Source organism: Halomonas lysinitropha, from assembly GCF_902500215.1.
Taxonomy (GTDB): Bacteria; Pseudomonadota; Gammaproteobacteria; order Pseudomonadales; family Halomonadaceae; genus Halomonas; species Halomonas lysinitropha.
Genome location: NZ_CABVOU010000022.1, coordinates 38,285 through 62,918, shown reverse-complemented (window position 1 = coordinate 62,918; position 24,634 = coordinate 38,285). Strand labels below are relative to the sequence as shown.

The following is a 24,634-nucleotide window of genomic DNA, read 5'->3' as shown; positions in this document are numbered from 1 at the left end:
TCCTCTGCCAGGGGAGAGATGAAGCGACTTGCCATGCTGCCGTCCTAAGCTGAAATCCTATCGGCACTATGCATGAAAATATCTGCCTAGTCACTTACAGCGTGAGGGCTATTCGTCCGCGAGGAATATCTTCGATGATTTTGCGCTCTAGCCTAAACCAACATGAGAAAAGCCTCTTTAGGACCTACGTCCGCAGCGAAGTTGTCGTTGTCTACAAGACGAAGGAGGCTTTTGGTGGCCTTTCCAACATGGCATCGGGCTACCCGTTGCAGGTCAACGGCGTTCGAATCTTGACCACAGAGGCCCTGTATCAATCCTGCCGCTTCCCCCATATGCCGGCAGTCCAGCGTGAAATCATCGGGCAGCACAGCCCGATGACTGCCAAGATGAAGAGCAAACCACATCGCAAACACTCAAGGCCGGATTGGGACGAGATCAGATACAAGGTTATGCGTTGGTGCCTGCGCGTGAAGCTCGCGCAGAACTACGAGGAATTCGGTCGACTGCTGCTTGCAACGCGTAATCAGTCTATCGTCGAACAGTCACGCAAGGATGACTACTGGGGGGCAAAGCTGGTAGACGATACTGGCGATAAACTGGTCGGTAAGAATGTACTAGGCAGGCTGTTGATGGAATTGAGAGAGAAGCTTAAAGACGATACGGAAGGAGTGTTGAAGACAGTGCCACCACTTGGCATTCCCGACTTCATGCTACTAGGTAAACCGATCGGAACAGTAACTCCCAGGAGTTCAGGAGACGGCCAAAAACCACAGTCGGAGTTGTTTTAATGGCTTCGTCTTATCTGCTACTGAGCCCTAACAATCGGCTGCACGGCGACCGATTTTCCGCCGCTTTGCGGCTCCAAGCCGGCACGTGAGCCAGGCATTACGTGTAAAAAAATATCTCTTTGAAACTGGGGCTTAGATGAGAGCATTAGAAAAAATAGAGCTGTTGGAAAAGATTGCCCAAGAGCTTCAGTCGCGAATGACATTTTCGGAAATAGACATCTTTTTTGATGCTCACATGGTCAAGCACGCTGGAATAGTTCCGAGTGCCAATAGCAAACGCATTTACGCAAAGGAAGTGTTGGCAAAAGAGAGTGAAGATTTAATACTGAAGATCGCAGAAGAGCTCGAAATTCTGCATAATTTTTCAACGAAGATGCCACGCGAAGCGACTTTCTGGAAGCCAGGTTTCTTTCGTCTATTCCTCACCCATCTTGCCTCTTTCAAGGTTCAGACGTCTCATCTTCAGTCGGTTCTCAAAAGATATGCGATATCCGCTTTTGTTGCACATGAGGACATTGAGCCATCTCGAGAATGGCAGCAGGAAATTGAAGCTGGGCTCTCGACGATGGATGCGCTTGCGGCGATCCTGATGGATGGTTTTAAAGAGAGTAACTGGTGCGATCAAGAAATCGGCGTGGCCGTCGGTAGGGATGTTTTAATCATACCAATCCGAAAAGGGATGGACCCCTATGGATTCATTGGAAAATATCAAGGTATTCAGGGAGTAAACAAAACAGTCGGCAAGGTTGCTGAGCAAATTTTTATCACGATTGTTAAGTCTCCAAAAACACGGTCAAAAATGTTACTAGCGCTGTGTAATGCCATAGGTCAATCAACAGACATTGATGAGGCATTGGGGAAAGTTGCTATTTTGAAGTCCGTCGATGCTGTCCCGGAAGATAACTTGGAGAATCTTAAGGACAGAGTGAAAGACAATAGTGTCCTTTCTGAATCTGAAAAGTTTTTGGCATCATTCAATGGAATGCTCGCAAAATTTGGAGTTGCGAAGCTTGTGCTAGTCGAAACAAAAACAGAAGAAGAGTGGGACGATGAAATACCATTCTGATCTAAACCCACGTGGCAAGTACGGTCAAGGGACGCTCCTGGCGTCGCGCCCCTGCTGTTTGCGTTATGTTTCAAGGAGCAGTACCTGTGGAAAACCTGATGATCACCATAGGAATCATTGGCGGACTAGCATCAATAATAAGTTATCTCATGCAAGTGGCTGGCGTTAAATCCAAACTCATACATGTTTCCTATGCGCTTATCCTGGTGTTGATTACATCGTTCTTCATTTATGACTCAGCATCTGTGGAGGCTAAGAATAAGCTACTGGAATCTCAAGTAGCAGAGCTGAAAAATATTGAATATCAAGCTGCCAAAATCCTCAATAACTCCTCCAGAGGAAACGGTGGCGAGAGAAGAGGCTTTATGCTAGCCAGCATAGCCATGTTGGAGAAGTTCAAAGAAGAACAGCCAGACACATACTCAATGGCAAAAGAATTTGCCATTACTAGCGGCGTTCTCATTAATGAGCAAGAGGACGGCGTGAAACGCCTACATCAAGGGTGGGCTTTAACTGACGGCGCAAATGCGATGGAAGCCTTACTTAAAGGCTTGGCTGGAGGCGCTGAAAATGAAAAATAACAACTGGTTCAAACCGTTCGCTACGCTCACTGGGACGGGCTAAAGCCCGCCCCTTAACCAAAAGTTGAGGCTGTAGCAAAAGCCCTTGTACTTCAGATGATCGCGCTCGTACGCGAAATCTGGCCGAGCTTCTGATGAGAACTGGTCTAGATTTTACGAGAGAGCACGAAAATCAGTGCAAAAATTGATCAATTCGAGCCTTTTGAAAGGCTCGTACCTTTTGCTACAGCCTCGTTATACATCAGAATACCTTCAATGGCTGCTTCTGGCCGAATGAGGAATGTTAGTCTATTCTCATGGACAGAGTCTCGGCAGCACACGACCCTGAGCGGCCGTTCCGCCAAGTGCTGCAGGGATGTTCATCTTTGTTATGCTGGCAAGCTATGCTTAATTCTCACTAGATTCATAGGTTGAACAGTTAGGCGCTTGGGAGAAGACTGAGATGCCGAAATACCAGGTCCGAGGCACAGGTAAAGAGTCAGGACGTTCAAGAACGCGAACCTATACGGCCAAAGACGAAATCTCGGCTCGGAAAATGGCAGAGACCAACGGGACGGCAGTGGACGGCATTGAGGAGCTTCCTCCCGAGCCGCCGACCGAACGGCAGATTGCATATGCCAAGGACTTAGGGATAAGAATCCCAGCTGAAGCGACAAAAGATGAACTCAGCGACCTTTTATCTTGCAAGGTCGATGAAGATTCCAAGGCTTCGCCGAAGCTTTTAAAGCTTGCTGATGAATACGGCATTGAAACCACTCAATACTCAGGTGAGGGGGCCGTATATGGTCGTATCTTCACAGCGTTGTCGGCCGCCAGCCGTGAACACGAGCTGGCCGCTTGGTTTGCGTTCAATGTCCTTCAAGATCGCTTAGGTTCCCAATCTACAGTAGTTGCTTCGTTAAATGACCCGAAAATAAATGCAGTGGCGTCTAAGCTTGTGGCCGATACGAAGGCCATGAAATCAATAAAGCGCTATTCGGACAGTACTCTGCTCTGGTTTGGGGAGAGAACCGACCGCGACGGCTATACACGGCAAGGCGGAAGCAAAAGAACTGCTGCGTACAAATATGCTGCGGATTTAGTTGACGCCGAGTTCGGATTGAAGGCCCCCACCCAAAAGTCGCCCAGAGAGCCCTCTCGTTCTTGCAATGCGCCAACGCCGTTTACACCTGCCAGAAAATCGGGGATTTCTATTTCTCAGATTACAATCATCGTAATAGTTGTTATTATTGCTTTTTGGGTGGTGTTTTGAGCTATGGTCTGGCACGCGCCTTACCAGTCGATGCAGGTGACGTTTGATCCGCCGCCCATTTTTTCTACCGAGAAAACGGCAGTCGCTTCAAAAGCACCTCAACTCAGACGTTAAATATCAATCGGAGGAGTCATGGGTCGCAGATATAGAAGAAAAAACAGCCTAGGGTCAGTAGTAATTGATGTCGCTCAAATCGCTTCTCGTCTTCCCTGGTGGGGTGCTTTACTTTTAGGTGCTGTGGCTTACTTACTAATTGATATTGGCATAGGCGGCTATCTTGAAGGGCAGCTTGCGGCACAAGAGGGCAGCCATTTCTATCCTGTTGTTGAGGCGCGCTACGCTCGTATCATTCGGCTCACGAGCTGGGTCGGGCACGCGTGTTTATTAGTGGGTGCATTTTTCGCCGTCCGCAACCACTTCTTTGGTGCCAATGCTCAGCGTACTGAACAAGGTGTAGTCGGTGTGGTTGCCAAAATATTGGGGCGAAGGATTGACTAAGAGTTTTAACAAGATAATGTTGGCCGACACAACAAGCATCGCCCTTGAACAACAGGCCTAAAAGCGCTTGCTGTGCGGCAAATTGGGGCATTACATCAGCGCTCACTCAAAGACCGCTTCTGGCCGATAGGCGAACTTTATACGATGCCAATGGAATGGCTGAAGCACCGTTCAGGTGAGGGTCGAACCTCAGTCGTTTTTCCTCACCGGAAGCGGATGGCAGCTCGGTGGAGCCGAGGCGGTTGCAACCACCACATCGACTCCACCGAATCCCTCACTCGCCGTTCGTGCTCGGGTCATCGACGCGCACCCGAACATAGGAACCCGGCGCCTCCTCGATAGGCGGGTATTCCTCGCTACCGGGCTCGCGGGCGGGCACCTGGCCGCCGGCATGGCGCTTGAGCCACTTGCGCCACTCCGGCCACCAGGAGCCTTCGTGGTGGGTGGCCGATTCCCGCCAGCGATCGGGATCCTTGGGCAGGTGGCCATAGCTCCAGTAGCCGTACTTTCCCGAGTCGGCCGGGTTGATCACGCCCGCGATATGGCCGGAGCCCCCCAGGATGAAGCGGGGGCGGCCGCCCAGCAGGTGGGCCCCGCGATAGCTGGATTGCCAGGGGGCGATATGATCCTTCTCGGTGGCCACGAAGAACGCCGGAATCTTCACCTTGCTCAGATCGATGGCTTCCCCCGCCAGGGTAATGCCCCCGGGTTCGGCGAGGCGGTTGTTCAGGTACATGTTGCGCAGGTAGAAGCTCTGCATGCGCCGTGGCATGCGGGTAGAGTCGGAATTCCAGTAGAGCAGGTCGAAGGCCTGGGGCTCCTTGCCGAGCAGGTAGTTGTTGATCACGAAGCCCCAGATCAGGTCGGCGGACTGCAGCAGGTTGAAGGCATTGGCCAGGTGGGTGCCCTCCAGGTAGCCGCGCTGGGCCATGTGATGCTCCATGTAGCGGATCTGCTCCTCGTCGATGAACACCTCCAGCGGCCCCACCTCGCTGAAGTCGAGCAGGGTGGTGAAGAAGGTGGCACTGTGCACCCGCTTATCGTCCCGGGCGGCCTGATGCGCCAGGGTGCTGGCCAGCAGGGTGCCGCCGATGCAGTAGCCGATGGTGTTGAGCGTCTCCTCGCCGGTGATCTCGCCCACCACGTCCATGGCCTTGAGCGTGCCCCGGGTGAGGTAGTCGTCGAAGGCCACCTCGGCGTAGCGCTCGTCTGGATTGACCCACGAGATGATGAAGACCGTGATGCCCTGTTCGACGGCCCAGCGGATGAAGGAGCGTTTCTGGGTCAGGTCCAGGATGTAGAACTTGTTGATCCAGGGCGGGACGATCAGCAGCGGCCGGCGGTCGACCGTCTCGGTGGTGGGCGAGTACTGGATGAGCTGCATCAGCTCATTCTGGTAGACGACCTTGCCCGGCGTCGCCGCGATGTCCTTGCCCAGCTCCAGCCCGGCCGAATCACTCTGCTTGATGCGCAGCAACCCCTCGCCCCGCGCCATGTCCTCCATCAGGTTGGCCAGCCCCTGCAGCAGGTTGGCGCCGCCGGTGCGCACCGTGGCCTCGATCACCTCCGGGTTGGTGGTGGCGAAGTTGCTGGGAGCGAGGGCGTCGATCAGCTGACGGGCATAGAACTCGACCCTGGCCCGCTCGTCGTCGTCCATGTCTTCGGTGACCTCATGCACCCCCTTCAGCCACTGCTCGGCGGTCAACTGGTAGGCCTGGCGGAGTGTGTCGAAGAAGAGGTTCTCTTCCCAGCTCTTGCCCTTGAATCGCTTGTCCCGCGGAGCGGCATCGAGGTCCGATGAGGGCGCCTCGCCGGACAGGCGCTGCACGGCGTTCTGCCAGAGGGTCGTATAGCCCTCCATTAGCTGTTGCTGGAATTCCATGGCGCGTTGCGGATGGAGTAGGAACTGCTGGCCCAGGCTGGCTAGCGACTTGGCCGCGACCGCCGGGTCGGGCATGGTGAAGAAATCGCCGCGTGTCTGTCGTTCGAGCCAGCCCTTCCAGGCCCGGGACGACCCGGTCGATAGTCGCTCGAGCGCCTCGGCATAGCGCTTTGCCACCTCATCGGGTGGCGTCGCCTGATCGCCTGGCTTCGCTGAAGACGGTTTCTGGTCATTCATGGCCTTGCCCCCTGGTGAGTGCTCCACGATAGCGGCTTCGTCCGACCCGAGCCGGAGGCGGGTCGACGCGTCAGCGTCGATAAGCTGCCCCGAACTGCCGCAACCTTTCATTCCAGTATCGTAGGGGCTGGGTGAGGCGCAACCGGGCAAGAACGAATCTGGCCGGTATCCGACGTTCAGCCCGCGCCTTCGATGGCGGCGTTATCGCCTGTTTATCGGGTTCTCATGGTCCGGTGTCGGGCGGCATCACCACCCACTCGGGCTCCTCGAACTCGCCGAGCGGGCGGATCTCGCAGCACGGGGCCGCGCTTCGGATGATCTCCTTGACCACCGGGTCGTGCTGCGCCTCCATGGCGTCGCGGCTGGCCTTGCTGTCCCAGTGGGCGATGGCGATCAGGGTGGTCGGGTCGCCGATCTTGCGATGCAGTTCGGTGCCCCGCGCCCCCGGCGCCTGCTGGATCCGCTCGCTGGCGCGAACCCAGGCCTCCGCGTAGTCCTCGGCCCGGTAGCCCTCGCGGATGTGCACCTCGAAGATGTATTTCATGGGGCGACTCCTCGTCGGTTTTCTTCCTTGTCGGTTCCACAAATCAGTGTATCTCGCCACGGGCGTGCGTTCGCCCCGATCGGCACGTCCGCTGATATGCTGTGAGGCGATGCGCCCCGCTATCGATCACAAGGAGTGAGCATGTCTGATACCCCTTACGCTAAGACCCTGGTCGCGCTGGATGCCCTGCATGCGGAGGACCCGCGCAGTGTGGAGGTGGACGGCGAGCCGGTACCCAAGGAGCTGTGGCATGCCGGGCGCATGAGCGCCTGGCTGGAGCGGCTGCATGAGCACCCCGACGAGCTGGTGCAGCTGGCGGTGCGCGGCCAGCACCTGCAGCGCTGGCAGGTGCCGCGGAGCGACTATCCCGAGGGACGGGTAGGTTACCTGACCTGGCGGCGTGATCAGGGCCAGCGCGCCGGCGAGACCACCGCTCGGCTCATGCAGGAGGCGGGCTACCCCGCCGAGCAGGCCGAGCGGGTGGAGCGGATGATCCGCAAGCAGGGCCTGGGGCGCGACCCTGGCGCCCAGGCCGTGGAGGATTGCGCTTGCCTGGTGTTTCTGGAGAACTACTTCGGCGACTTCTCGAAGCAGATCGACCACGACCATTTGATCCGCATCGTGCAGATGACCTGGAAGAAGATGTCGCCACAGGCTCATCAACTGGCGCTGGGCCTGCCCATGAGCGATGAGGCGCGAGGCCTGGTGGAAGAGGCGCTGGCGGGATAGCGTCAGCGCCTCCGACGAGCAGGCACGGGCAGGTCGGTCTTTCGCCCCGACAATGGGCTTATACCAGGCCTGCCACCTGGGCGGTGTACCAGGCGATCATGCGCTCCTCGTCGGTGGGAATCACCCAGGCGCCGACGCGGCTGTCGGCGGTGCTGATCTGGTCAGTGTCGCGCTGGTTGGCGTCGCTATCGAGTTCCAGTCCCAGCCACTCGCAGCCTCGGCAGATGGCCTCGCGCACCGGGGCGGCGTGTTCGCCGATGCCGGCGGTGAAGACGAGCTGGTCGAGCCCCCCCAGGGCGGCGGCCAGGCTGCCGATCTCGCACACGGCGCGGTAGGCATAGAGGTCCACCGCCTCGCGGGCTTCAGGGGCGGGGCTGGCCAGCAGCTCGCGCATGTCGCTGCTGATGCCGGAAACGCCCAGCAGGCCGGAGCGCTTGTAGAGTGTCTCGGTGAGCGCCTCGGCGCTCATGCCTTCCTGCTGTATCAGGTGCAGCACCAGCCCGGGGTCGAGGCTGCCGCTGCGGGTGCCCATGGGCATGCCCTCAATGGCGGTAAAGCCCATGGTGGTAGCCACACTGGTACCGTTGCGAATGGCGCACAGGCTGGCCCCGTTGCCCAGGTGGGCGACGATTACCCGTTCGCGGCGAGCATCGCCCAGGTGTCGGGGCAGCACGCGGTTGATGTAGTCATACGAGAGGCCGTGGAAGCCGTAGCGGACCAGACCGCGCTGAGTCATCTCGCGGGGCAGGGCGAACTGGCGGGCCACCTCGGGCTGGTTGGCGTGGAAGGCGGTGTCGAAGCAGGCCACCTGGGGCATGTCCGGGTGGCGCTCGGCGAGCGGTGCCACGGGCGCCAGGCAGAAGGGCTGATGAAGCGGTGCCAGCGACTCGAGCTCGCCCAGCGCGGCGGTGATCTCGGGCGTGACTGCCACTGGCTGTTGGTAGTCGCGGCCACCGTGCACCACCCGGTGTCCCACCGCGGCAAGCGACAGATCGGGGAGGTCTTCGAGCCAGCTCAACAGATGCGCCATGGCGTCGGGCAGCTCGAGCCTCGAGGGTAGTTCGCCCATGTCCACCGCCACGGGACGGCCCTCGCTGTCCTGCAGCTTCAGCCTGGGGGTGCCGCCGTTCAGCCCGGAGAACATGCCGCGATAGCGGGGTGTCAGGGTGTCGAGTGAATCGGCACCCGCCAACGGGTAGAGGGCAAACTTCAGGCTGGAAGAGCCGCTGTTGAGGGTCAGGATATGGCTCATTTCAGGCTCCTCATCTCAAGTACTCTGGCTGGGCAGACCCTGGCGTTTCTGATGATCCGCCACGAGCAGGGCCAGGGCGCAGGAGGCCATGCGGGTGATGGCCTCGTCGGCGCGGCTGGTCAGGATGATGGGCACCCGGGCGCCCAGCACCAGGCCGGCACCGGTGGCGTCGGCCAGGTAGTTCAGCTGTTTCATCAGCATGTTGGCCGCCTCCAGGTCCGGCGCGACCAGAATGTCGGCCCGGCCGGCGACCGGTGATTCGATGCCCTTGGTGCGCGCGGCGCTCTCGGAGATGGCGTTGTCGAAGGCCAGCGGGCCGTCCAGGGTGCCGCCCTTGATCTGGCCGCGGTCGGCCATCTTGCACAGGGCGGCGGCATCCAGCGTCGAGGGCATCCTGGAGTTGACCGTTTCCACCGCGGCAAGAATGGCGACCTTGGGGTCGGCATTGCCCAGGGCGTGGGCCAGCTCGATGGCGTTGCAGATGATGTCGCGTTTCTGGTCGAGGCTGGGGGTGATATTGATGGCGGCGTCGGTGATGAACAGCGGTCGCGGGTAGGTCGGGACATCGAAGGCCATGACGTGGCTGATGCAGCGCTCGGTACGCAGGCCGCCCTCGCGCTTGAGTACCTCGTGCATCAGCTCGTCGGTGTGCAGAGCGCCCTTCATGAGGGCCTCGGCGCGACCCTCTCGCACCAGGGCCACGGCGCGCTCCGCAGCAGCATGGCTATGAGGTGCGTCGAGCATCTCGAACTCGCTGATGTCGATCTCGGCGGTATCGGCCGCGGCGCGGATCTTCGCTTCCGGGCCGACCAGCAGAGGGGTGATCAGGCCCTGATGGGCGGCGGCCACGGCACCGGTCAGCGATACATCATCCACCGGGTGCACCACGGCCACGGGAATGGCGGGCGGATGGTCGGCGGCGGACAGGATCTCGTGCAGGCGTCCGCGCTCGGCCAGGCGCACCGTGGGCAGCACGGTACGTGGCCGGCGTACCTTCTCCTTGGGCGCGAGCACCCGGGCCTCGCCCTCGATGACCACCTTGCCTTTCTGGTTTTCGCAGCGGCAGTCCAGGGTCAACTGGGAGCGGGCGTCGTCCTTGGCGGTGACGCGCACGCTGACCTTGAGCACATCGCCGAGGTTGACCGGTGCCCGGAAGCTCAGCGTCTGCCCCAGGTAGAGGGTGCCGGGACCGGGAAGCTGGGTGCCCAGCACCGTGGAAATCAGCGCACCGCCCCACATGCCGTGGGCAATGACTTCCTGAAAGCGGGAACTGCGCGCGAAATCGTCGTCCACATGGGAAGGGTTGACGTCCCCGGACATGATGGCGAACAGCTTGATGTCATCCAGGGTCAGGCGCTTTTCGAGGTAGGCCTTGTCGCCTACCTGGATCTCGTCGTAGGTGCGATTCTCGATATAGCGGTCGTCGTTGGGGGCATCCATGGGGTCAGCTCCGATGGTGGTTACTGCGATGCAGCAAATACAGCCCCATCATAGCGTGTTGTTGGCGTCCTTGCCCTGTTCCGCCGACGTGATGGTGAGCCCGGCGAGCCTTGGCCCGCCGGTAGTGGGTCAGGGAGCCAGCGTACTGGCCGCCCCGAGGTCAGCACCGAACTGCACGGTCAGGCTCTCGTCACTCTCGCAGGGCTTGCCGTGGCGCAGCGTCAGGCGGCGTTGGGTCAGGTTCATGACGACCGAGAACAGTGTCTCCATGCGCTCTTCGGGGGGCTGGTCGGGGTTGAAGTGGCGGCAGATCGAGAGCGGTTCACCGTGATGGTCGCTGAGGATCTCGAACAGCTCGCTCTCGCCGATCTCCCCCTCGGCGGGCAACCGCTCGCGCAGCAGGTTATCCAGGCGCGCCAGGCGCTGGCGGGAGTCGGGGCGCGGGAAATCTTCGACCTGGCAGTTGGCGGTACGGGCATAGAGGTGGTTGGTGTGGGTGACCGTGCCGGCCTCGGGGGCCAGCTGGCCGGGCTCGCCGGGATGGACCTCCAGGCCGGCCGCCTGGCCGTCGGCACTGCCGATCAGAAAGTGGGCGGGCGAGCAGACCCGATCGTGGCTGGCCACGGCCACGGTGCTGTCCATGTCGGCGCTCTCGAGGATCTTGCGCAGGGCGACGTGAATGGGAAGCCCCTCACCGCAGGTACGCGAGCGGATGGCGTTGAGGCAGACTCCGATGCCGCGCTCGTTCATGCCGATCTTGGCCACCATGCCCGCCTCGCCGATGCTGATCAGGGCGGGGGCGTCGTGGCCGCTGATCTCCAGGGCCACCACGTTGTGCAGCTGGTCGGTCCGCCAGTCCCAGTTCTGGGCCAGCCATTGGGTGCCGTTGCGGTTCAGGGCGAAGGCCGAGCAGCCACCGCTGGCCTGGGTCAGCGAGATCTCGCTGCGGCAGTTGAGGGTAAGGATGTCCTCGAAGTCGAGCCCGGCCCCCCGTGCGATGCCGTCCATCTCCTCGAGGATGGCCGGGAAGCCGCGCTCGATCATCGGCAGGAAGCGCCCGGCCGTCTGGCGTGCGCTGGCCCAGTCGAGGCCCACGAAGTCCTGAAACAGCCGGTCATAGACCTCGAGGCTGTGAGTGATCAGCTCGGCATGGGCGCGACCGTGAGCCTCGCCGATCTCGGTGCGGCTGCCTGAGAGGGGGGTGATGTGCATGGTCACAGCACCTCGTCGAGCAGTTCGTGGAACGCCTCCCAGGACTTCTCGTCGGCGCGCTGCTGATAGCGGTCGCTGCCGAATACGGAAAAGGCGTGGGGGGCGCCGGAGTAGATCTGGATCTCGTAGGTGGCGCCAGCGGCCTCGAGCTCCTTGCCCAGGGTGGCGACGTCGTCCAGGGAGATCGACTGGTCGGCGCCGCCGTGGGCGACCAGGATCGGGGGAGTATCCCCGGCGTAGGACTGGCCCTCGGGGGTCGCCAGGCCGCCATGGAAGGTGGCGTAGCCGGCCACTTCCTCCGCCTCGCCGGAGCGGGCGAGCTCCAGCACCACGGCGCCGCCGAAGCAGTAGCCCATCACCACGGTGGGTGTTGCGGCTCCCTGGTCCCGTGCCTCGGCCAGGCCGGCCAGGGTCAGGGTACGCATGCGTTCGCGGTCCTCGTAGAGTCGGGCCGTCTCGGCCTTCTTGGCATCGACCTCCTCCGGGCGGTTGCCCTGGCCGTAGAGGTCGACGGCGAAGGCGTCATAGCCCTGCTTGGCGAGCATGTCGGCGCGCTGGCGCTCGTAGTCATCGAGGCCGTCCCAGTCGTGGATGATCAGCACGCTGCCGCGGGCCTCCCCCTCGGCGGTGGCGAGGTAGCCCTCGAAGGCTTCGCCGGCGACGTCATAGGTCACGTCCTGACCGCTGGGCTCGAACGCGAGCGCGCTGCCCGCGGCAAGGCCCAATGCAGTGGCTAGGGTAATGGTGGCGTAAAGCGGGTAGTTCATGTTGTGCCTCCAGGGATTGATGGACGCCTGTCAGTATAGGCGCCGTTGCCGCGAGCGTTGGCGGGGCGGACTTGTGTTCTGGCAGGAAGGGTTCCAGATTGTGATGGTGAGTTACCCGAGCAACCAGAGCGAGACGACAATCATGAAAAAACACGTACTGGCAATGGCAGTTGCCGCGTCTACCGTAGCCTTTTCGGGCATGGCCCAGGCCGAAGTCAAGATCGGTTTCCTGGGGGGCTTCACCGGCGGGATCGAGAGTCTGACCCCGCCGATCTTCGATGGCGCCCAGCTGGCGGTGAACCAGATCAACGAGCAAGGCGGTCTCCTCGATGGTCAGATGATCGAGATGCCCACCGGGGATACCACCTGTTCCGATGCCTCGGCCGCCTCCAACTCGGCCGATCGCATGGTCAACACCGAGCAGGTCACGGCCATTGTCGGTGCCCTGTGCACCGGCGCCACCATCGCGGCGGCCAACAATGCGGCCATTCCCGGCGGCGTGGTAATGGTTTCGCCGGCCTCCACGGCCCCGGCGGTCAGCGAGCTGGACGACAACGATCTGGTGTTCCGCACCGTGCCTTCGGACGCCTTCCAGGGTGAGATGCTGGCCAAGCTGCTGCTCGAGAAGGGCATCGACGAGGTGGCGGTCACCTACGTCAACAACGACTACGGTCAGGGCCTTTCCGATGCCTTCGCTATGACCTTCGAGGCCGAGGGTGGCACGGTGGCCGCGAACCTGGCCCACGAGGATAACCGTGCCGACTACCGCTCGGAGCTGGGTACCCTCTCGTCCAGCGGTGTGCCGACTCTGGTCGTGCTGGCCTATGCCGATACTTCCGGCCAGACCGTGTTGCGCCAGGCCTACGAGAGCGGCATGTTCACCCAGTACGTGGGCGCCGACGGCATGGTCGGCAACAGCCTGGTGGATGCCGTGGGCGCCGATGTGCTCGAGGGCATGATCGCCACTCGGCCGGGCAGCCCGGACCTGCCGGGTACCGCCATGTTCAGCGAGGCCGCCGAAGCGGCGGATGTTGACCCGGATGCGGTGTTCGCGGCTCAGGCCTATGATGCGGCCTTCCTGCTGGCACTCGCCATCGAGCAGAACGGCAACGCCGAGCGTGAGGGGCTCTCCGAGGCGCTGCGCAGCGTCGCCATGGCGCCCGGCGAGGTGATCCTGCCCGGCGAGTGGGAGAAGGCGGTGGAGCTGATCGCCGCCGGTACCGAGATCAACTACGAGGGCGCCTCCGGCACTCACGAGTTCGACGCGAACGGTGACGTCCCCGGCATCGTGGTCGAGATGACCGTCGAGGACGGCGAGTTCGTGCAGGTCGGCGAACTCGGGGCCGACGACCTCTAAAACATCGACTCCGTCAGCACGAGGCCCCGGCAACCGCCGGGGCCTTTGCTTTGGTGCATCGCAGACTGGCGTGATTCTGTCCTGTGGGAGCGCAGCTTGCTGCGCGATCCGGCGCGAAGCGACGGTGGGGTTGTTCCGGGCGCCTGTCGGCGCCATTCGCGCAATGAATTGCGCTCCTACAGGGTGCTGTCGGTGTCTTCACGCCGAAATGCGATGAACCTTTTCTTTGGGCTTGCTGCACCTTGTGTTGCTTACGGCTTTAATCAGCCGTGGTGGCGGACCTTCTCCGGCAACAGCCCCTTGGGCGCATAGCGAAGTACCAGGGTGATCAGCAGGCCGATCACGAAGACGCGCGCCTGGAGGGCCCGGCTGTCCAGGTTGGTGGGCGCCTCCCAGCCGAAGGCGCCCTCACCGAAGGCGACGGCCATGTCCATCAGGAACAGTGCCAAGGGTGCTGACATGATCCAGATGATGTAGACCGCCACGGCGCCGAAGATGGTGCCCAGGTTGTTGCCGGGCCCGCCCAGGATCACCATCACCAGCACCAGGAAGGTGTGATTGAGCGGCAGGTAACCCTGGGGATCGAACATGGTGTTGAAGCTGGCCATGGCCGCCCCGCCGATCCCCATCAGGATGCAGCCCAGAACAAAGATCTCCAGCCGACGCTTGTTGATATCCTTGCCCATGGCAGCAGCAGAGACCTCGTTGTCGCGGATGGCGCGGATCATCCGGCCCCAGGGGGCGTGATAGGCCCGGCTCAGCAGGAAGAAGATCACCGCGATCACCACGGCGGTGACCGAGAGGTAGAGGGCCCGGGCCAGGGTGAACCCGACCTCGGCCGGACCCGGCACCGGCCAGGGTAGTGGCGAGACGGTGGCCGTGCCGCGGGTCAGCCAGTCGGAGTTCTTGAGGAAGGCCTTGATGATCTCGGCAATGCCCAGGGTGGCGATGGCCAGGTAGTCGCTGCGCAGCCCCAGGCAGACGCGGCCAATGAAGTAGCCGACGCCTCCGGCGAGCGCCCCACCGAAAATCCAGCCGACGCCGACCGGCAGGCCCAGGCCGCCGATGAAGCCGGCGCGGGATTCGATCTGGTCGGTCACGCCGCGGAAGGCATTGACCACCACCAGGTAGAGCACCACCCCAAGAACGATGGCGATGACGGTACGCAGTTTTTTCGGCACGCCGAGGCGATTGAGCCGGGTGGCGCCGAATACCACCACTACGGCGGCGATCATATAGAGCAATGCCAGGCCCAGCTCACCGGGCAGCTCGCTCTCCCAGAAGTCTGGATTGACCGGAAAGCTGAAGATCATGGCACAGAAGCCGCCCAGGGCGACGAAGCCCATTACCCCGGCGTTGAACTGGCCGGCATAGCCCCACTGAATGGTCAGGCCCAGGGCCAGGATGGCGTAGCAGGAGGCCTCGACCAGCATGCGGGTGCTGTAGGCCGGGCCCATGACGGCATAGACGCCCAGCACGGCCACCAGTACGGCAGCGAAGAGAATGACCTCGCGCAGCGGGAAGCGGCGCGGCGCGGCGACAGTATCGGCTCGTTTGGTTTCCATCAGATCACCTTGCCCTTGAAGATGCCGGTGGGGCGCCACACCAGAATGACGACCAGGATGAAGAAGGGCACCACGATCTTGTATTCGGTGCCGACGAAGGCCAGGTTGCCGGACTGGGTCAGCCACTCCGGCAGGCTGTCGCGGAAGGGTCGCAGCATTACGCTCCAGTTGAAGACCGCGAGGGTCTCGGCGAAGCCGACCACGAAGCCACCGGCCACGGCGCCGTAGGGGTGGCCCACGCCGCCGACGATGGCTGCGGCAAAGATCGGCAGCAGCAGGAAGAAGCTGAGGTCGGGCTTGAAGGTCACGTCCAGCGACAGCAGGGTGCCGGCGATGGCGGCCAGTCCCCCGGCGATCACCCAGGTGACGGCGACGATGGTATTGGTGTTGATACCCGAGGCCTGGGCCAGGTCGGGGTTGTCGGACATGGCGCGCATCGCCTTGCCCAGCCGCGAGCGGTTGAGAAAGAGGTGCAGGCCGATCACCGCGACGAGAGTGATCACGAAGAGGTAGAGCTGCGGTTCGGTGATCACTACCGGGGCCCGCGCGCCCTCGAAGGGCAGGGCGAGGCGGAAGATCTCCTTGCGGTCATCCACGTAGAGGCTCTGTCCGCTGGTACCGGCAAACAGCCGGATCAGGCCCTGGAGCATCAGCGTTACCCCCAGCGAGCCGATCACCAGCACGATCGGCTTGACGCCGTGGGCGCGCAGCGGCTTGTAGAACGCCTTGTCGATGCCCACCGCGAGCAGGGCGGTGAGCGCCATGGCCAGCGGCAGCAGGATCAGCGCCGAGGGTACACCGAAGGCGGCGCCCGCGCCGGGGAAGGCGGTGGTCAGCAACAGCACCATGAAGGCACCGAAGGTCATCATGTCGCCATGGGCGAAGTGGGCGAAGCGCATGATACTGAAGATCAGCGTCACGCCCACCGCGCCGATGGCATAGATCGAGCCGCTCACGCTGCCAGCGATCACCACGTTGTTGATAAAAAAGACAAGTTCATTCACGTCGGTACTCTCCCACCTTCTCGGACCTTCTGGGCTAGCCGCCCAGGAAGCTCTTGGCGACTTCCGGATCGGCCAGCAGGGCGGCGCCGGTATCGGTGAAACGGTTCTGGCCGGCGGCCAGCACGAAGCCTCGATCGGCAATGGCCAGGGCCTGCTTGGCGTTCTGCTCGACCATCAGGATGCCCACGCCGGCCGAGTTGACCAGCTTTACCTGCTCGAATATCTCGTTCATGAAGAGCGGCGAGAGGCCGGCGGTGGGTTCGTCGAGCAGCAGCAGGCTGGGTTCCGCCATCAGCGCCCGGCCCATGGCCACCATCTGGCGCTGGCCGCCGGAGAGCTCACCGGCCGGCTGGTGCCGCTTGTCATGGAGCGGCGGGAAGAACTCGTAGACCTGCTTCAACATGCGCTTGACGTTGTCGGGCTTGAGGAAGGCGCCCATCTCCAGGTTTTCCTTCACCGTGAGGCTCGGGAAGACATTGTGCTCCTGGGGAACGAAGCCCATCCCCTTCTGCACCAGCTTGTTGGGGGGGAGATTATGGATCGGCTCGCCACGCAGCAGGATCTCGCCCTGGCTGACGTGGAGCAGACCGAAGATGGCCTTGAGCATGGTGGACTTGCCGGCGCCGTTGGGGCCGACGATCACGCCGATCTCGTCGGCCTCGATGGTCATGTCCACCCCGTTGAGGATGTTCATGCCGCCGTAGCCACCGTGCACGTCGCGTGCGTCGAGTAATGGCATTGTCAGATGTTCTCTGCGTTCGTTCTCGTTGTTGGGAAGCGCTGGAAAGCGCTGGAAAGCGCTGGCCGGGTGCCTGCCCTCGGATGGTGGCTCTCCCGTCAGGAGGCGGCGCCGAAGTAGGCCTCGATGACCTGGGGGTTGTTCTGGATCTCCTCGATACTGCCCTCCACCATGACGCTGCCCTGGGCGAGCACGATCACCGGGTCACAGAGCCGGGCGATCATGTCCATGTCGTGCTCGATGACCAGGAAGGTGTAGCCCATCTCGCGGTTGAGCCGCTCGATGTTGGTCACCAGGTCGCCGAGCAGGGTGCGGTTGACCCCGGCGGCGATCTCGTCGAGCAGCACCACCCGGGCGTCGGTCATCATGGTACGGCCGAGTTCCAGGAGCTTTTTCTGGCCGCCGGAGAGGTTGCCGGCCAGCTCGTTGCGGACGTGGTGCAGACCGATGAAGTCGATCACCTCCAGGGCGCGGCGGCGGACCTCGTCCTCCTGCCGGCTGACCAGGGAGGGCTTGAGCCAGGCATTGAAGAGGGTCTCGCCGGCCTGGGCCGGCGGCACCATCATCAGGTTTTCCAGGGCCGTCATGTGGGAGAACTCGTGGGCGATCTGGAAGGTGCGCAATAGCCCCTTGTGGAACAGCTCGTTGGCGGGTCGGTTGGTGATGTCTTCGCCGTCGAGCAGCACCTGGCCGCTGTCCAGCGGCAGGGAGCCGGCGATGATGTTGAACAGCGTCGACTTGCCGGCGCCGTTGGGCCCGATCAGGCCGGTGATCGATCCCTGCTCCACCTGGATCGAGCAGTCATTGATGACCTTGAGGCCGCCGAAGGCCTTGTTGACGTGCTGGACGTCGATGATGGCTGCCATGTCGGATCTCGTCGGTTGTTGTTCTTACAGTTCCTGGCGGTGATCGGCCAGGAAGGTTCGGCCGGCGGCGAAGGCGCCGATGATCACTACGGCGCCGGTGGCCGGTATCAGGTAGCCCTCCACCTGCGGAATGCTGCGCAGGAAGACGAAGGCAACCGCAGCAGGCGCTACGAAGCGCACCAGGAAGCGCCAGATGCGGAACCAGCGCTCGTTGGTGCGCATCTCCTTCATCACCTCGGAGTGGGTCAGCGTCCAGCCGGCGAAGAGCGCGATCAAGAGGCCACCCAGTGGCATGAAGATATTGGTCAGCAGCTCGATGAGCTCAAAGGCGCTACGTCCGAAGATGACGTGCAAGAGCGTGCCTTCGGCCCAGAGGTTGAAACTGAGCACGGTGAGCAGTCCCAGCGCCCAGCTGGCGATGACCATGACCGCCACGGCCTGGGGCCGGGTCAGGTCGAAGCGTTCGACCAGGAAGGCCGCCACCGGCTCGATCAGCGAGATCGAGGAGCTGATGGCCGCGCCCAGCACCAGGATGAAGAAGGCGCCGCCGACCAAGGCCCCGCCGGGCATCTCGGCGAAGGCCAGCGGCAGGGTGACGAACATCAGTCCCGGGCCCTCGCCGGGGTCAAGCCCGGCACCGAAGACCAGCGAGAAGATCGCCAGGCCGGCGACCATGGCCACGGCAGTGTCGACCACGGCGATGGAAAAAGCCGTACGGGTCAACGAGGCCTCGCCGGGCATGTAGGCGCCGTAGGCCATGATCGCGCCCATGCCCAGGCTCAACGTGAAGAAGGACTGACCCATCGCCTGCAGCCAGCCTTCCAGGCTGAGATCGGCCAGGTTGAAAGTGAACAGGAAGCTGGCAGCGGCACCGAAGTCGCCGATGATGGCGCCGTAGCTCAGCACTACCAGCAGGATCACGAACAGCGAGGGCATCAGCACGCGCAGCCCGGCCTCGATGCCCCTGTGGATGCCGAGTCCCACGATCAGCGCCGAGGCGGCGATGAACAGGGTGTGGTAGAGCGTCAGCAGCGAAGGCGAGGCGAGCAGGGCATCGAAGCTCTGCCCTACGCTGCCGGCATCCACGTCGATCATGGCACCGGTGAACATCAAGCCGGTGTAGTGGATCGCCCAGCCGGCGATGACCGAGTAGAAGCTCAGGATCAGGAAGGCCGAAGCGGCGCCCAGCCAGCCGATCGATTCCCAGCTTCGCGACGTCTGGTGGGTACGGGTCAGGAAGCGCATGCCCATGATCGGGCTGCGACGGCTGTTGCGTCCCAGCATGATCTCGGCGATCAGGATGGGAATGCCCACCGCGAAGATGGTAATGGCATAGACCAGGATGAAGGCGCCACCGCCGTTCTCGCCGGTCAGGTAGGGAAAGCGCCAGAGGTTGCCGAGCCCGACGGCCGAGCCGACGGCGGCGAGCAGGAAGGTGCCCTTGTGAGTCCAGACGTTGTGCGTGCTCATGGGGATCCAGGATTGTCTTGGTGGCCTTGTGGGCCTGCTACGCGACTTTGCGGCACAAGCCCCCTTCCTGGCTAGTCGGTCTGCGTTTAGGGGGCGTTGGTGGTGAGGATGGTATCCAAGCGCTGGATCAATCCTCGTCGTTCTCGGGCGCGCCGGGTTCGGGCTCCAGGGCTCGCCTGTCGTCCGGCAGGCGCACGGTGTCGCCCAGGGCGAGCTTGCCGTGGGACTTGAGGCGTCGACCGTTGTCCAGGGCGATGATTGCCGCCACCTCGCCGATGCTGGTGCCCTCGACCCAGGCCTCCACCTTCACCCGGACGATAGTGCCCTCGTAGCGGGCCGAGAGGATGTCACCGGGCCGGGGCTCGACAAGCTGTTCGGGATTGCTGGCGAAATGCTCCAGCACGCTGTCGCGGCCGGGGTCGTCCCACTCCACGTGCTTGTGCATGGCGGTTCTCCTTCGGTAGGGGAATTCAGCCTCCAGCATAGCCGCCGGCGCCGGCAAGGACAGCATGCTGCGGCCGGAAATGAGAGAGGCGAAACGAAAGAGCCCGCCAGTTGGCGGGCTCCGGTATGGCATGTACAGCGGGCGTTACTTCTTGCCGGCGCGCTTGCGATCGTTCTCGGTCAGATGTTTCTTGCGCAGGCGGATGTGGTGCGGGGTGATCTCCACCAGTTCGTCGTCATCGAGGAACTCGATGGCCTGCTCGAGGCTGAATCTGACGGGCGGGGTGAGCACGATGTTCTCGTCGTTGCCCGAGGCGCGCATGTTGTCGAGCTTCTTGCCCTTGGTGGGGTTGACCACCATGTCGTTGGCGCGGTTGTTGATGCCGATCAGCATGCCCTCGTAGACCTCGGTGCCGTGATCGATGATCAGCTTGCCGCGCTCCTGCAGGGCATAGAGGGCATAGGCCAGGGCCTTGCCGGAGACCATGGAGACCAGTACGCCGTTGCGACGCTCGATGGAGGCATCGGGCTTGAGCGGGCCGTAGTGGTCGAAGCGGCTGGTGAGGATGCCAGTGCCCGAGGTCAGGGTCAGGAACTGGCCACGGAAGCCGATCAGCCCGCGGGCGGGGATCATGAAGTCCAGGCGCACGCGACCCTTGCCGTCCGGGTTCATGTTGAGCAGCTCGCCCTTGCGATAGCCGAGCTCCTCCATGATGGCGCCCTGGTGCTGCTCCTCGCAGTCGATGATCACTTCTTCGTAGGGCTCCTGCTTCTCCCCGTCGATCTCGCGGATGATCACCTCGGGACGCCCCACGGCGAGTTCGAAGCCCTCGCGACGCATGCTCTCGATCAGCACCGAGAGGTGCAGCTCGCCGCGACCGGAGACCTTGAACCTCTCCGGGGTCTCGCCCTGTTCGACACGCAGCGCCACGTTATGGATCAGCTCCTGGTCGAGTCGATCCTTGATGTTGCGGCTGGTGACGAACTTGCCATCCTTGCCGGCGAACGGCGAGTCGTTGACCTGGAAGCTCATGGAGACGGTGGGCTCGTCCACGGAGAGCGGCGGCAGTGCCTCGACGGCAGCCGGATCACACAGGGTGTCGGAGATTGCCAGGTTGTCGATGCCGGTGATGCAGATGATGTCGCCGGCGGTGGCTTCGTCGGTCTGCACGCGCTCCAGACCCATGTGGGTCATCACCTGGCCGATCTTGCCCTTGCGGGTGTTGCCCTCCTTGGTGACGATGGTGACCTGCTGGTTGGGCTTCACCGAACCGCGCTTGATGCGGCCCAGGCCGATGACCCCGACATAGCTGTTGTAGTCCAGCGCGGAGATCTGCATCTGGAAGGGGCCATTGAGCTCGACCTTGGGCGGCTCGACGATATCGACGATGGACTGGAACATGGGCGACATGTCCTCGGCCAGCTCATCGGGATCCGGTCCGGCGATGCCGTTGAGCGCCGAGCAGTAGATGATCGGGAAGTCGAGCTGGTCGTCGCTGGCCCCCAGGTTGTCGAACAGGTCGAAGATCTGGTCGATGACCCAGTCCGGGCGGGCGCCGGGGCGGTCGATCTTGTTGACCACCACGATGGGCTTGAGGCCCTGGTCGAAGGCCTTCTGGGTGACGAATCGGGTCTGCGGCATGGGACCATCTACCGCGTCCACCAGGAGTAGCACAGAGTCGACCATGGACATGACGCGCTCGACTTCGCCGCCGAAGTCGGCGTGTCCGGGCGTGTCAACGATATTGATGTGGAAGTGTTCGCCGTCGGGCGCCTGCCAGCGGATGGCGGTGTTCTTGGACAGGATGGTGATGCCGCGCTCTTTTTCCTGGTCGTTGGAGTCCATGATGCGTTCTTGCCCTTCCGCCTTGCGGTCCAGCGTGCCGGACTGGCTGAGGAGCTTGTCGACCAGGGTGGTCTTGCCGTGGTCGACGTGGGCGATGATGGCAATGTTCCTGAGACTATCGATATGTGAAGGAGTTACGGTCGTGCTCATAGGGTGTGACTCGCTGATATGTACGCACCTATGTACACGTTTTATTAAGTACCCTAGGCGCGGGGCAGGGAATGTAGGCCGCGCATTGTACAGACTAGCGGCGCCCAGGAGTAGCAAGTTCGGTGCCTTCCCGCTGCTGACCTCGCTGGCTCTTTAGCGGCCCCTCATTTACTTGCCGCTATCGTCTCCGCTCGCCATAGCCGGCCGCCGCGAAGGCGATCGCCCAGGGCCAGTCGGTCTCGCTCGATGAGTTCAAGCAGATCACCAAGTATCTGTGACTTGGGGGGCGGTCTGGCTGCCCCGGGCATGAGGCGCGCCATCAACGGGCAAGGGGGCGGCGGAATGTTCCAATATAGTGCGCAAGGGCATCTCGGTGCACCTTGACGGTGCAATTGGCTGCGCGACATCCCGAATTTACGCATTGGCCTGATGATGCTGGTGCAGAGGGTGTCCGGCATCGAGGCGCTAAAGTTTTTGAAATCAGATGGATACGAAACGTCTGGAATGAAACGGTGCAAGATTGGCACGCTGCCTGCATTGTGGTGGGCAGTGCCGTGTTCGTGCATGGCAGCCGTGGGCAGCGCTGCTGCGGCATGCTACAACACCTGCTGGATTCGCCAGCGCCAATGCGATACACAAGCCCAACCTTTCTAGCCTAGCTCACAGCGGAGGACATCATGTCTGCCAAGACTCTCGCCCTGATTGAAGAACACGACGTCAAGTGGGTCGATCTACGCTTCACCGATACCCGCGGTAAGGAGCAGCATGTCACCATTCCGGCGCGTGACATCGACGAGGAATTTTTCGAGAACGGCCAGATGTTCGATGGCTCTTCCATCTCCGGCTGGAAGGGCATCAACGAGTCGGACATGATCCTGCGCCCCGAAGATGGCACTGCCTTCCTCGACCCCTTCACCGAAGACTCGACCCTGGTACTGCGCTGCGACATCATCGAGCCCGCCACCATGCAGGGTTACGAGCGTGATCCGCGCTCCATCGCCAAGCGCGCCGAGGCCTACCTTCAATCCTCCGGCCTGGGTGATACCGCCTTCTTCGGGCCCGAGCCCGAGTTCTTCATCTTCGACGAGGTACACTGGAAGTCCGACATCGAGGGCTCCATGTACAAGATCACCTCCGAAGAGGGTGCCTGGTCCACCGACCGTCAAGTCGAAGGCGGCAATCTGGGCCACCGTCCGCGCGTCAAGGGTGGCTACTTCCCGGTCCCGCCGGTGGATAGCTTCCACGATATCCGTGGTGCCATGTGCAACACCCTGGAGGCCATCGGCCAGACCGTGGAGGTGCATCACCACGAGGTGTCGAATGCCGGTCAGAACGAGATCGGCGTCAAGTTCAACACCCTGGTCAAGAAGGCCGACGAGCTTCAGGAAATGAAGTACGTGGTACACAACGTGGCTCACGCCTTCGGCAAGACCGCCACCTTCATGCCCAAGCCGCTGGTCGGCGACAACGGCAGTGGCATGCACGTCCACCAGTCCTTCTGGAAGGAGGGCGTCAACCAGTTTGCCGGTGACGAGTACGCCGGTCTCTCCGAGATGGCGCTCTACTACATCGGTGGCGTCATCAAGCACGCTCGGGCCCTTAACGCCTTTGCCAATGCCTCGACGAACTCCTACAAGCGCCTTGTACCGGGTTTCGAGGCGCCGGTCATGCTGGCCTATAGCGCCCGCAACCGTTCCGCGTCGCTGCGCATTCCCTACACCGCCAGCCCCAAGGGCAAGCGTGTCGAGCTGCGCTTCCCGGATCCGACGGCCAACCCTTATCTGTGCTTCGCGGCGATGCTGATGGCCGGCATCGACGGGATTAAGAACAAGATCCATCCCGGCGACGCCATGGACAAGAATCTCTATGACCTGCCGCCGGAAGAGGGCAAGTCCGTGCCGACCGTGGCGCACAGCCTCGATCAGGCCCTGGAGGCACTGGATGCGGATCGCGACTTCCTGACCGAGGGTGGCGTCTTCACCGACGAGATGATCGATGCCTACATCGAGCTGCTCAGCGAGGATGTGGAGCGCATCCGCATGACCACGCACCCGGTCGAGTTCGACATGTACTACAGCTGTTGATGACGGATAGCTGACAGCGCGGTCCTTGCGGTCTGCTGTAGCTTGTCGTCTCGCGTGTTGAGCGAGTAAAGGGGTTCCGCCATGGCGGAACCCCTTGCTTTCGTACAATATCCAATAACGTGAAGATGCAATCTCATGGCCGTTGCCGTCAGGTGGCGGCAACGACGCAGGGGGTAGGCATGAACAAGGTACTCGTGATTCTGGTGCTGGGGCTCTCGGTAAGCCTCTTGGCCCAGGCTCAGAACATTTACCGCAGCACCGATGCACAGGGCAACGTGGTGTTCACCGACAATCCGGAGCGCGGCGGCGAGGAGGTCGACCTCGAGCCTCTCACCGTGGTACCCAGCCGCGGGGAGGTCACGGAGGGGGAGACACCGGCTGTGATCGATAATGGCGGCAGCGAAAGAAGTGACGGAAGCGCTGCCGGCTCGGGACAGCCCTTCATGCCCTACGACAGTTTTACCATCCTCTCGCCGGGTCAGGAGGAGACCCTGCCCACCGGGGCCGCCGGCAATGTTCAGGTGGCCCTGGGCATACAGCCGAACCTGCGTGAGGACCATCGGGTGCGCTTGCTGGTGGACGGCCAGATCAGCCAGACGGCCATGCACACCGATACCTTCATGCTCAACAACCTGAATCGCGGAGAACACGTGCTGCAGGCCGAACTGCTGGATGCCAGTGGGGCGGTGCGACATCGCACGTCGTCAGTGACGCTTTACGTGCAGCGGGCCAGCGTCAACCTGCCCCAGAACCCCAACAATTAGCTGCCCCATCGCCGGCCACACCGGCCGTTGTGTCCGGACGGCAGCCATAGGCCCTGTCGCGAGCCTCCGCCTCGCGAACAGGGCAGCTTCGATGCTT

At 62.0% G+C, this 24,634-nt stretch carries 22 protein-coding genes; 9 read left to right on the top strand and 13 right to left on the bottom strand.

Going from position 1 to position 24,634, the window contains the following annotated elements; translation table 11 throughout:
- Positions 1-134 precede the first annotated feature (134 nt).
- From HALO32_RS04200 to HALO32_RS04180, 5 genes are all read left to right on the top strand, one after another.
- Positions 135-788, top strand: coding sequence for an NADAR family protein (locus HALO32_RS04200; protein WP_151442534.1), 654 nt, complete (start codon positions 135-137; stop codon positions 786-788).
- A 136-nt stretch (positions 789-924) separates the two neighbouring features.
- Positions 925-1,854 carry a toll/interleukin-1 receptor domain-containing protein gene (locus HALO32_RS04195; RefSeq protein WP_151442533.1) on the top strand — a complete coding sequence of 310 codons (930 nt, stop codon included), beginning with the start codon at positions 925-927 and terminating at the stop codon, positions 1,852-1,854.
- A gap of 86 nt (positions 1,855-1,940) precedes the next feature.
- The gene (locus HALO32_RS04190; RefSeq protein WP_151442532.1) at positions 1,941-2,435 is read left to right on the top strand and encodes a hypothetical protein; all 495 of its coding nucleotides are present in this window, start codon (positions 1,941-1,943) and stop codon (positions 2,433-2,435) included.
- A 442-nt stretch (positions 2,436-2,877) separates the two neighbouring features.
- Entirely contained in the window at positions 2,878-3,687 is an 810-nt protein-coding gene (locus HALO32_RS04185; RefSeq protein ID WP_151442531.1) for a hypothetical protein, read from the top strand.
- Positions 3,688-3,819: 132 nt separating this feature from the next.
- Positions 3,820-4,185 carry a hypothetical protein gene (locus HALO32_RS04180; protein WP_151442530.1) on the top strand — a complete coding sequence of 122 codons (366 nt, stop codon included), beginning with the start codon at positions 3,820-3,822 and terminating at the stop codon, positions 4,183-4,185.
- A 274-nt stretch (positions 4,186-4,459) separates the two neighbouring features.
- On the opposite strand, the gene HALO32_RS04175 is transcribed toward HALO32_RS04180, so the two are convergent.
- Positions 4,460-6,304 (bottom strand): PHA/PHB synthase family protein, encoded by a 1,845-nt coding sequence (locus HALO32_RS04175; protein ID WP_151442529.1) that lies wholly within the window; start codon positions 6,302-6,304, stop codon positions 4,460-4,462.
- Positions 6,305-6,527: 223 nt separating this feature from the next.
- Positions 6,528-6,848 (bottom strand): antibiotic biosynthesis monooxygenase family protein, encoded by a 321-nt coding sequence (locus tag HALO32_RS04170; protein WP_151442528.1) that lies wholly within the window; start codon positions 6,846-6,848, stop codon positions 6,528-6,530.
- 141 nt (positions 6,849-6,989) lie between these two features.
- Here HALO32_RS04170 and HALO32_RS04165 point away from each other — a divergent pair, with 141 nt between their 5' ends.
- Complete coding sequence (locus HALO32_RS04165) at positions 6,990-7,577, top strand: DUF4202 domain-containing protein (RefSeq protein WP_151442527.1); 588 nt, start codon at positions 6,990-6,992, stop codon at positions 7,575-7,577.
- A gap of 58 nt (positions 7,578-7,635) precedes the next feature.
- Here HALO32_RS04165 and HALO32_RS04160 read toward each other — a convergent pair whose 3' ends face one another.
- The 4 genes from HALO32_RS04160 to HALO32_RS04145 form a co-directional block, all read right to left on the bottom strand.
- Positions 7,636-8,829, bottom strand: coding sequence for an acetate/propionate family kinase (locus HALO32_RS04160; protein WP_151442526.1), 1,194 nt, complete (start codon positions 8,827-8,829; stop codon positions 7,636-7,638).
- Between the two features lie 15 nt (positions 8,830-8,844).
- A complete protein-coding gene (locus tag HALO32_RS04155; protein ID WP_151442525.1) occupies positions 8,845-10,269 on the bottom strand; it encodes a bifunctional enoyl-CoA hydratase/phosphate acetyltransferase in 1,425 nt (474 codons plus the stop codon).
- 129 nt (positions 10,270-10,398) lie between these two features.
- The gene (locus HALO32_RS04150; protein ID WP_151442524.1) at positions 10,399-11,481 is read right to left on the bottom strand and encodes a C45 family autoproteolytic acyltransferase/hydolase; all 1,083 of its coding nucleotides are present in this window, start codon (positions 11,479-11,481) and stop codon (positions 10,399-10,401) included.
- A gap of 2 nt (positions 11,482-11,483) precedes the next feature.
- The gene (locus HALO32_RS04145; protein WP_151442523.1) at positions 11,484-12,248 is read right to left on the bottom strand and encodes a dienelactone hydrolase family protein; all 765 of its coding nucleotides are present in this window, start codon (positions 12,246-12,248) and stop codon (positions 11,484-11,486) included.
- A gap of 142 nt (positions 12,249-12,390) precedes the next feature.
- On the opposite strand from HALO32_RS04145, the gene HALO32_RS04140 reads away from it, so the two are divergent.
- On the top strand, positions 12,391-13,605 hold the full coding sequence (locus HALO32_RS04140) for an ABC transporter substrate-binding protein (protein WP_407646822.1): 1,215 nt from the start codon (positions 12,391-12,393) through the stop codon (positions 13,603-13,605).
- Positions 13,606-13,868: 263 nt separating this feature from the next.
- Here HALO32_RS04140 and HALO32_RS04135 read toward each other — a convergent pair whose 3' ends face one another.
- From HALO32_RS04135 to typA, 7 genes are all read right to left on the bottom strand, one after another.
- On the bottom strand, positions 13,869-15,170 hold the full coding sequence (locus HALO32_RS04135) for a branched-chain amino acid ABC transporter permease (RefSeq protein ID WP_151442522.1): 1,302 nt from the start codon (positions 15,168-15,170) through the stop codon (positions 13,869-13,871).
- A complete protein-coding gene (locus HALO32_RS04130; protein ID WP_151442521.1) occupies positions 15,170-16,174 on the bottom strand; it encodes a branched-chain amino acid ABC transporter permease in 1,005 nt (334 codons plus the stop codon). The genes HALO32_RS04135 and HALO32_RS04130 overlap by 1 nt, the downstream gene beginning before the upstream one ends.
- A 34-nt stretch (positions 16,175-16,208) precedes the next feature.
- On the bottom strand, positions 16,209-16,913 hold the full coding sequence (locus HALO32_RS04125) for an ABC transporter ATP-binding protein (RefSeq protein WP_151442520.1): 705 nt from the start codon (positions 16,911-16,913) through the stop codon (positions 16,209-16,211).
- Between the two features lie 98 nt (positions 16,914-17,011).
- Positions 17,012-17,779, bottom strand: coding sequence for an ABC transporter ATP-binding protein (locus tag HALO32_RS04120; RefSeq protein WP_151442519.1), 768 nt, complete (start codon positions 17,777-17,779; stop codon positions 17,012-17,014).
- Between the two features lie 24 nt (positions 17,780-17,803).
- Positions 17,804-19,249, bottom strand: a complete 1,446-nt coding sequence (locus HALO32_RS04115) for a sodium-dependent transporter (protein ID WP_151442518.1) — start codon at positions 19,247-19,249, stop codon at positions 17,804-17,806.
- Positions 19,250-19,376: 127 nt separating this feature from the next.
- Positions 19,377-19,694 carry a hypothetical protein gene (locus HALO32_RS04110; protein ID WP_151442517.1) on the bottom strand — a complete coding sequence of 106 codons (318 nt, stop codon included), beginning with the start codon at positions 19,692-19,694 and terminating at the stop codon, positions 19,377-19,379.
- A 144-nt stretch (positions 19,695-19,838) separates the two neighbouring features.
- Positions 19,839-21,689 (bottom strand): translational GTPase TypA, encoded by a 1,851-nt coding sequence (gene typA / locus HALO32_RS04105; protein WP_151442516.1) that lies wholly within the window; start codon positions 21,687-21,689, stop codon positions 19,839-19,841.
- A 677-nt stretch (positions 21,690-22,366) separates the two neighbouring features.
- Between typA and glnA the strand changes: the two genes are divergently transcribed.
- Positions 22,367-23,773, top strand: a complete 1,407-nt coding sequence (glnA, locus tag HALO32_RS04100) for a glutamate--ammonia ligase (RefSeq protein ID WP_151442515.1) — start codon at positions 22,367-22,369, stop codon at positions 23,771-23,773.
- Positions 23,774-23,952: 179 nt separating this feature from the next.
- The gene (locus tag HALO32_RS04095) at positions 23,953-24,537 is read left to right on the top strand and encodes a DUF4124 domain-containing protein (protein ID WP_151442514.1); all 585 of its coding nucleotides are present in this window, start codon (positions 23,953-23,955) and stop codon (positions 24,535-24,537) included.
- Positions 24,538-24,634 lie beyond the last annotated feature (97 nt).

What these genes read in the sequence shown, in the direction of transcription:
- HALO32_RS04125 (WP_151442520.1), bottom strand. Translation starts at nt 16,913, where the DNA reads ATGCCATTACTCGACGCACGCGACGTGCACGGTGGCTACGGCGGCATG.
- typA (WP_151442516.1), bottom strand. Translation starts at nt 21,689, where the DNA reads ATGAGCACGACCGTAACTCCTTCACATATCGATAGTCTCAGGAACATT.
- HALO32_RS04185 (WP_151442531.1), top strand. Translation starts at nt 2,878, where the DNA reads ATGCCGAAATACCAGGTCCGAGGCACAGGTAAAGAGTCAGGACGTTCA.
- HALO32_RS04095 (WP_151442514.1), top strand. Translation starts at nt 23,953, where the DNA reads ATGAACAAGGTACTCGTGATTCTGGTGCTGGGGCTCTCGGTAAGCCTC.
- HALO32_RS04175 (WP_151442529.1), bottom strand. Translation starts at nt 6,304, where the DNA reads ATGAATGACCAGAAACCGTCTTCAGCGAAGCCAGGCGATCAGGCGACG.
- HALO32_RS04170 (WP_151442528.1), bottom strand. Translation starts at nt 6,848, where the DNA reads ATGAAATACATCTTCGAGGTGCACATCCGCGAGGGCTACCGGGCCGAG.
- HALO32_RS04160 (WP_151442526.1), bottom strand. Translation starts at nt 8,829, where the DNA reads ATGAGCCATATCCTGACCCTCAACAGCGGCTCTTCCAGCCTGAAGTTT.
- HALO32_RS04140 (WP_407646822.1), top strand. Translation starts at nt 12,391, where the DNA reads ATGAAAAAACACGTACTGGCAATGGCAGTTGCCGCGTCTACCGTAGCC.
- HALO32_RS04200 (WP_151442534.1), top strand. Translation starts at nt 135, where the DNA reads ATGATTTTGCGCTCTAGCCTAAACCAACATGAGAAAAGCCTCTTTAGG.
- HALO32_RS04155 (WP_151442525.1), bottom strand. Translation starts at nt 10,269, where the DNA reads ATGGATGCCCCCAACGACGACCGCTATATCGAGAATCGCACCTACGAC.
- HALO32_RS04120 (WP_151442519.1), bottom strand. Translation starts at nt 17,779, where the DNA reads ATGGCAGCCATCATCGACGTCCAGCACGTCAACAAGGCCTTCGGCGGC.
- HALO32_RS04110 (WP_151442517.1), bottom strand. Translation starts at nt 19,694, where the DNA reads ATGCACAAGCACGTGGAGTGGGACGACCCCGGCCGCGACAGCGTGCTG.
- HALO32_RS04135 (WP_151442522.1), bottom strand. Translation starts at nt 15,170, where the DNA reads ATGGAAACCAAACGAGCCGATACTGTCGCCGCGCCGCGCCGCTTCCCG.
- HALO32_RS04180 (WP_151442530.1), top strand. Translation starts at nt 3,820, where the DNA reads ATGGGTCGCAGATATAGAAGAAAAAACAGCCTAGGGTCAGTAGTAATT.
- glnA (WP_151442515.1), top strand. Translation starts at nt 22,367, where the DNA reads ATGTCTGCCAAGACTCTCGCCCTGATTGAAGAACACGACGTCAAGTGG.
- HALO32_RS04115 (WP_151442518.1), bottom strand. Translation starts at nt 19,249, where the DNA reads ATGAGCACGCACAACGTCTGGACTCACAAGGGCACCTTCCTGCTCGCC.
- HALO32_RS04150 (WP_151442524.1), bottom strand. Translation starts at nt 11,481, where the DNA reads ATGCACATCACCCCCCTCTCAGGCAGCCGCACCGAGATCGGCGAGGCT.
- HALO32_RS04145 (WP_151442523.1), bottom strand. Translation starts at nt 12,248, where the DNA reads ATGAACTACCCGCTTTACGCCACCATTACCCTAGCCACTGCATTGGGC.
- HALO32_RS04165 (WP_151442527.1), top strand. Translation starts at nt 6,990, where the DNA reads ATGTCTGATACCCCTTACGCTAAGACCCTGGTCGCGCTGGATGCCCTG.
- HALO32_RS04195 (WP_151442533.1), top strand. Translation starts at nt 925, where the DNA reads ATGAGAGCATTAGAAAAAATAGAGCTGTTGGAAAAGATTGCCCAAGAG.